This window comes from Fusibacter sp. A1 (assembly GCF_004125825.1).
Classification (GTDB): domain Bacteria; phylum Bacillota; class Clostridia; order Peptostreptococcales; family Acidaminobacteraceae; genus QQWI01.
Genome location: NZ_QQWI01000027.1, coordinates 1 through 5871 on the forward strand (window position 1 = coordinate 1; position 5871 = coordinate 5871).

Consider the following 5871-nt stretch of genomic DNA (forward strand, 5'->3'; position numbering starts at 1 on the left):
GGTTGTTCATTTGGTGTTGGCTGGTACTTTTCATTTGAACATGTACTTTTAAGGCGCTTCGCTTCAAATGCAAGGAAAGATCGGTAAGTGAGGAATGTTTGCCTTGCTTTTGGAGCGGAGCGTCTTAAAGAAAGTGCGAGGGAAGATGGAATTTATTGAATGGTGGATAGTTGATTAGGTGAATAAAGAATTGTTATGACCAACCCTTAGTGTGGTTTTATAGATAGCACTTCTCTTTCATCCTCTGATGTTGGTTTCTTTTGATGCAAGGAATGAGTAAATAAAAAAAGAGTTGCGATTAACAACCCTTAATGTGGTTCTTGCAATTAGCACTTAACTGATTACGATCACCACAAATGAATGACACCTTTAGTGATAAAGTGCACGATCGTACCGCTCATCAAAACGCCCAGCACATTTGCCATAAGTGAAACCTTAAAGCTCATGTTGAGCACCCTTGATGCGACCACACCAGTATAGACACCCGTTGTAGGAATCGGTATACCGACAAGCAGCAGCAGACCGATAAAGCGGTACTTCCTGTAGCTATGCAGCTTCTTTGCGGCCCTGTCCTCGTACCTTTCCACATGGTGTCTAAAAACGTTAAGGGTCTTTAAGTATTTGAACAGGGGTTCTGTAATCAGCAGCAAGACCGGAACAATGATCATATTGCCGACGATGGCGATCACAGTCACTTCCCATAAGGGCAGTCCCAGCGAATAGCCAAAAGGAATCGCTCCCCTAAGTTCCGAAATAGGAATCATCGACAAGATGAAGACTTTCAAATAATCATACATTTTCTATACCTCAACTAAGTAAAATTGTTTACACTCCTGCCATTATACCTAAAACAGCCCTCAATCACAAGAACCGCTAAAAGACATTCCTGTACTTTCTGTAGACAAAACCGACTGTGAACAGTCCGTTTATCCCTATCAGGTGCCATAGATAACTCTTTACATCCAGCTTCCAGTTGACGACAGACGAGATATCGATGCCAATCGGACCGACCAGTTTTGCGACAAAAGAGGACAAGAGCGGAACCAGCATATAATTGACAGCTACGATGCTCAGCCCGGTAAGCAGAAGAAGCATCAGCAAAAATGACAGTAAGATAATACCGTTCGAAAGCTTGGCGGTCCTTATAAGCCTAAAGACCGATGTTAAACCCTCACTCAGCTGCAGATAACAAAAACCTAGCATGAATACCGCAAGCAGAATCATATGGGCGAGTGTCTGGGTCAGATACCTGTTCTCACTTCTTCCGAGTAGTTCATGGCGGTTGTGGGTAAGCTGTGAATAATCAAGTTGCGGAGCACCCGGCACCGGTGAGAGGACTAGCCCCGACGCGTCCTCGTTCAAATACCAGATCACCTTTCCCTTGTTGAAAAAGCTGTTCGCGATCCCTACGACGAGACCCTCGTGCTCACCTGAATCATCCGAAAAGCTCATCATGCTGCCAAGGCGCACACCTTCCAGATAAAAACTGTATCCGACCACCACTTCATCGTCCCATTCAGCCAGTCGTCCATCCACAAGGTAAAGTCCAAGGTCCTGCATTGATTCCGATACACCGACGCCAATTACATACTCGTCGCTGTCATCATTATGGATCAATACTGGAGCATAGTCCATTTGATTGCCAAGGTCTTCTCCGTTCACATCGATAGACACCACTCCGCCCGGAAACCCTCCAAAAGCAGGATCATCCACCAAGTATTCAGCATAGGGGATGCTCGTGAACCGTACAAACATCATCACCACAATCAGGGCGTTGACAAGCACGATCGCCATCAGACCGTAAATTGCATGGTTCGTTCCTTGCGAAACCAACCCGAACGCACCTTTTTCGCCATATTTCTTCACCCTCGACAGGGCATAAACCCTAAAGACCGATCCGATAAAGATCACCAGACACAACATGATGCCAAGCGAGATCAGATGAGCGACCTGAAATCCGCTCTGACCGACATAGTTTTCAAGTAAGACAAAGCTCTTTGTTGTGTAGCTGGCAAATTCGTTTACGACAAGCGCCGACATGAGATAGGCACACAAAAGAAGCATGGCAAAATAGACGCTATAGATAGTCAAATAGTCGCTGCTCCATCTCCCCTGGGCATACACCGTCAAGGGCGCCTTATGCACAAAGTGTTTGAGCACCATAGCAAGAAGCGTGGCAACAATAAAATACAGCACCATCCACATGCCCACGGCAAATAGAATCGGCTTCTCTATCGGATCCAAGGTATAGTAGTCGATCAGCTCGCTGGTCTGTATCTCGGCGAAAAGCGGTTTGTAGAATGCGACTTTATAAGCTTCAAGAAACTCATCTCTCGGAGTCTCTTTTGAATAACCGATATCAAAAGCGACTCCGTCGGCCTTATCACTTAGCGCCCCACCGATAAAAATCCTTGAGTAGAACTCGATAGCCATGTCATAATGGGCATCCTCAAAAGAAGAGACAATCCTCACCTCTTTATCAATCCCATCACCAAGGAGCCTTACCTTGTCGCCGATAACCAGTTCATGTCTTAGTAAAAAAACAGACGAAACCATAATCTCGTCACTTGTATGTGGGATTTCACCGGCAAGCGGCACAAGATACCACTCCGGATCGTATTCCAGCACCTTGAGATAAGCGGGTTCGACCTGTTCACTTTTATGTTCCACTCCCCATACCTGCCAGTAGCGGCTTATGGGGCTCAAATTCTTATAGTCGCTCGCTTTGACAAACTCGACAGTCTCCCCAGTCGGACCAGGTAGATAATAGGTCTCCTCATATCCGACCTCCCTGCCGATTTCGCCCACGGCGATCTGAAGGTGGGTCAAAAGTCCGATCGTAGCGGTGCTGATCAAAAGCATCAGCACCATCACAAGAACGACCATCATGCTGATTCCCCATCTTTTTTTCGCAAGCTGCGCAATCAGTCCCCACATCTCAATAACCCTTCCCTTTGAGCCAGCTGTACACAAGCGCCTCGCGTTCTACAAGCAAGTCCTCCTGGTCGAGCATCAGCTCATCGACAATCTTTCCTCCATCCATGTAAAAGAGCCTGTCGGCAAAACTAGCACATGAGATGTCGTTTGTCACAACAAGCGCACCCGAACTCCTAGCAAGACTTTTAAGCCGCTCCATAAAGCTGGTCTTTAGTTTAGGTGTCATGTTCAGGGTCGGTTGATCCGCGAAAAAATAATCCGGTTCAATCAGATCGGCCTTTGCGAGCGCCACCCACTTGCGCTGCGAACTGGACAGCTTTTCGGGGTACAGATCCAGGAGTCCGTCCAGGGCATACCTTTTAACAATCAGCTCGACCCTGGTCTTGTAGTGGGCCTGCTTCATTCTCGCTAGATAGCTTTGAATCTTCAAATTCCCCTTGACCTTAAAATCATCAAAAAGATTCTCTTCCTTAAAAATCATTCCAAACCGCAGCTCATCCACACCCAAAGTCTCCCCGTGCTGAAAAACGGTGATACTTCCAGAATCCACCTTGGTCAGTCCCGCAAGCACCTGAAAAAGAGTCGTTTTTCCAGCGCCGCTCGGTCCCATCAGGCAAACGAGTTCGCCAAATTTAAGATTTATATTCAGCTCATCTAGCACTTTCTGGTGATTTGCAGATTTCGGATAAATTTTTGACAGTTCCTTGGCCTTTAAAAACATCTAACTCTCCTTGATAGGCAGCACCACAGTAAAGCTCGTTCCGCTACCCGGTACACTTTCTAAAGTTATTTCACCGCCATGCCTATGCACGATCTGCTTGGCGATATAAAGCCCTATGCCGTAACTCTGGTTCGAGGACGTTCTGGCCTCATCCCCCTTGACAAAGGGGTCAAAAACAGATTCCTGCTTGTTCCTTGAGATACCCATTCCATAGTCCTTCACGATAATCTGAAGCGTCTGAGCCCTCACAATGGCGCTCAGGATGATGGGCTTGTTGATCTCAGAATACTTATGGGCGTTCTCGACTAAAATGTTAAGCAGCTTCTGAATCTCTGTCATATCGCATACCAAAAAGAAGTCCTGCTCGCTTACGACCAGTCGGATACTCCTTCCAAGCAGTGCGAAATCGCGTTCGATACCGATCAAAATTTGGTCCACGAGGCTTTTCATCGACACTTTTCTCATGTTGACGTTCATTTGCCCCTTGGAATAGGCGATAAAGGAATCGTATTGCCTTATAAGCTCCATCAGATGGTTCATGTTCCTCTCGATAAGCCCCATCTTGCTCGGCAGCTTATCCGGAGAGTAAAGGCCGTCATTGTAGGCTTCGACGAAGGCGTGAAGTGCCGCGATAGGTGTCTTCATATCGTGCATCATGTTCTTCATGCGCTCATCCTGTTTCGTCTGCTCCACCGTCGTAGTGTAGGCCGTATCCTGCATTTTATCCTCATACTCCTTGATGATATCAAGGACATACTGATTGCGTTCATTCACATTCTTCGGCGTTTTATTATTTCCAGCGGTCCTTGTCCCTTCAGTCATTTTGTTTAAACGCCCAATAAACTCGACGTTCCTGGTCTGATTGTAAAAACCAATACCATAACCAAACAGCAGCAGCCCAACCCATAACATATACATCAGCTTGGTCACCGAATTATCACGCGTGCCCATAAGACGTTCGTTATCAAAAATCACCAACCGCTCCACTTTCTCGTCATTCAAAATCGGCAGCGTGTAATACCAGTACTTACCCTTTGTGTAGTAGCCATACCTCTTGGGAACATCAGCCAGTACGCCCGTACCATAAAGCGTGTTTCCATTCGCTCCCAATAGCTTAAAGTCTATCTCGTACATCAACTTGTACTCATGTATCGTAGAAGACACATTCGCCCTATTGTGACGCAGCTCATTTTCAATATCGTTAGCAATACCGTTCAGCTCCTCAAGAGAAACATTAAGTCCTCTGTTAAAAGTCAACCCAAACGAAACCGCAACCGTAATCGCCATAAAAACAAAAAAAACAGTCCCAACCTTCTTATTCAAACCCACAACCCCTTTTCGCATATGTATCCATTATACCTTACGAAACAGGGAAGGACTATCTATAAAACCACACTAAGGGTTGTTACTTGCAACTCTTTATTCAACTAAATTCATTCCTTGCATTTCAAGCGAAGCGCCTTAAAAGTACATGTCCAATTGAAAAATATCAGTTGGCACCAATTGAACAACCGCTAGGTTGCTAAAGAGTTGCATAAAAAGAAACCTTAGTGTGGTTTTCCAAATATGCATTGCCCTCCAACCTCTTCATCAGAGTATAAAGAGAAGTACCATCTATAAAACCACACTAAGGGTTGGTCATAACAACTCTTTATTCACCTAATCAACTAACCGCCATTCACTAAATCTCACTCACTCCCACATTTTCTCTAAGACGCTCCGCTCCAAAAGCAAGGCAAACATGCCTCACCTACCTATCTTTCCTTGCATTTCAAGCGTAGCGCCTTAAAAGTACATGTCCAATTGAAAAATGCCAGTTGGCACCAAACGAACAACCGCTAGGTAGTAAAAGAGTTGCATAAAAAGAACCCTTAGTGTGGTTTTCCAAATATGCATTGCCCTCCAACCTCTTCATCAGAGTATAAAGAGAAGTACCATCTATAAAACCACACTAAGGGTTGGTCATAACAACTCTTTATTCACCTAATCAACTAACCGCCATTCACTAAATCTCACTCACTCCCACATTTTCTCTAAGGCGCTCCGCTCCAAAAGCAAGGCAAACATTCCTCACCTACCTATCTTTCCTTGCATTTCAAGCGTAGCGCCTTAAAAGTACATGTCCAATTGAAAAATGCCAGTTGGCACCAAACGAACAACCGCTAGGTAGTAAAAGAGTTGCATAAAAAGAACCCTTAGTGTGGTTTTCCAAA

Annotated in this window: 4 protein-coding genes; all 4 read right to left on the reverse strand. The window is 45.4% G+C overall.

Annotation, left to right across the window (positions count from 1 at the left end; translation table 11 throughout):
- Positions 1-347: 347 nt before the first annotated feature.
- Entirely contained in the window at positions 348-797 is a 450-nt protein-coding gene (locus DWB64_RS18955) for a small multi-drug export protein (protein ID WP_129489797.1), read from the reverse strand.
- A gap of 76 nt (positions 798-873) precedes the next feature.
- Positions 874-2937: a hypothetical protein gene (locus DWB64_RS18960; RefSeq protein WP_129489798.1), complete on the reverse strand. Its 2064-nt coding sequence runs from the start codon at positions 2935-2937 to the stop codon at positions 874-876.
- A gap of 1 nt (position 2938) precedes the next feature.
- A complete protein-coding gene (locus DWB64_RS18965; protein WP_129489799.1) occupies positions 2939-3658 on the reverse strand; it encodes an ATP-binding cassette domain-containing protein in 720 nt (239 codons plus the stop codon).
- Positions 3659-4981 (reverse strand): sensor histidine kinase KdpD, encoded by a 1323-nt coding sequence (locus DWB64_RS18970; protein WP_164980506.1) that lies wholly within the window; start codon positions 4979-4981, stop codon positions 3659-3661.
- Positions 4982-5871: the final 890 nt, after the last annotated feature.

Excerpts from the sequence above, each read along its gene's own strand:
- DWB64_RS18955 (WP_129489797.1), bottom strand. The coding sequence starts at position 797 with ATGTATGATTATTTGAAAGTCTTCATCTTGTCGATGATTCCTATTTCG.
- DWB64_RS18960 (WP_129489798.1), bottom strand. The coding sequence starts at position 2,937 with ATGTGGGGACTGATTGCGCAGCTTGCGAAAAAAAGATGGGGAATCAGC.
- DWB64_RS18965 (WP_129489799.1), bottom strand. The coding sequence starts at position 3,658 with ATGTTTTTAAAGGCCAAGGAACTGTCAAAAATTTATCCGAAATCTGCA.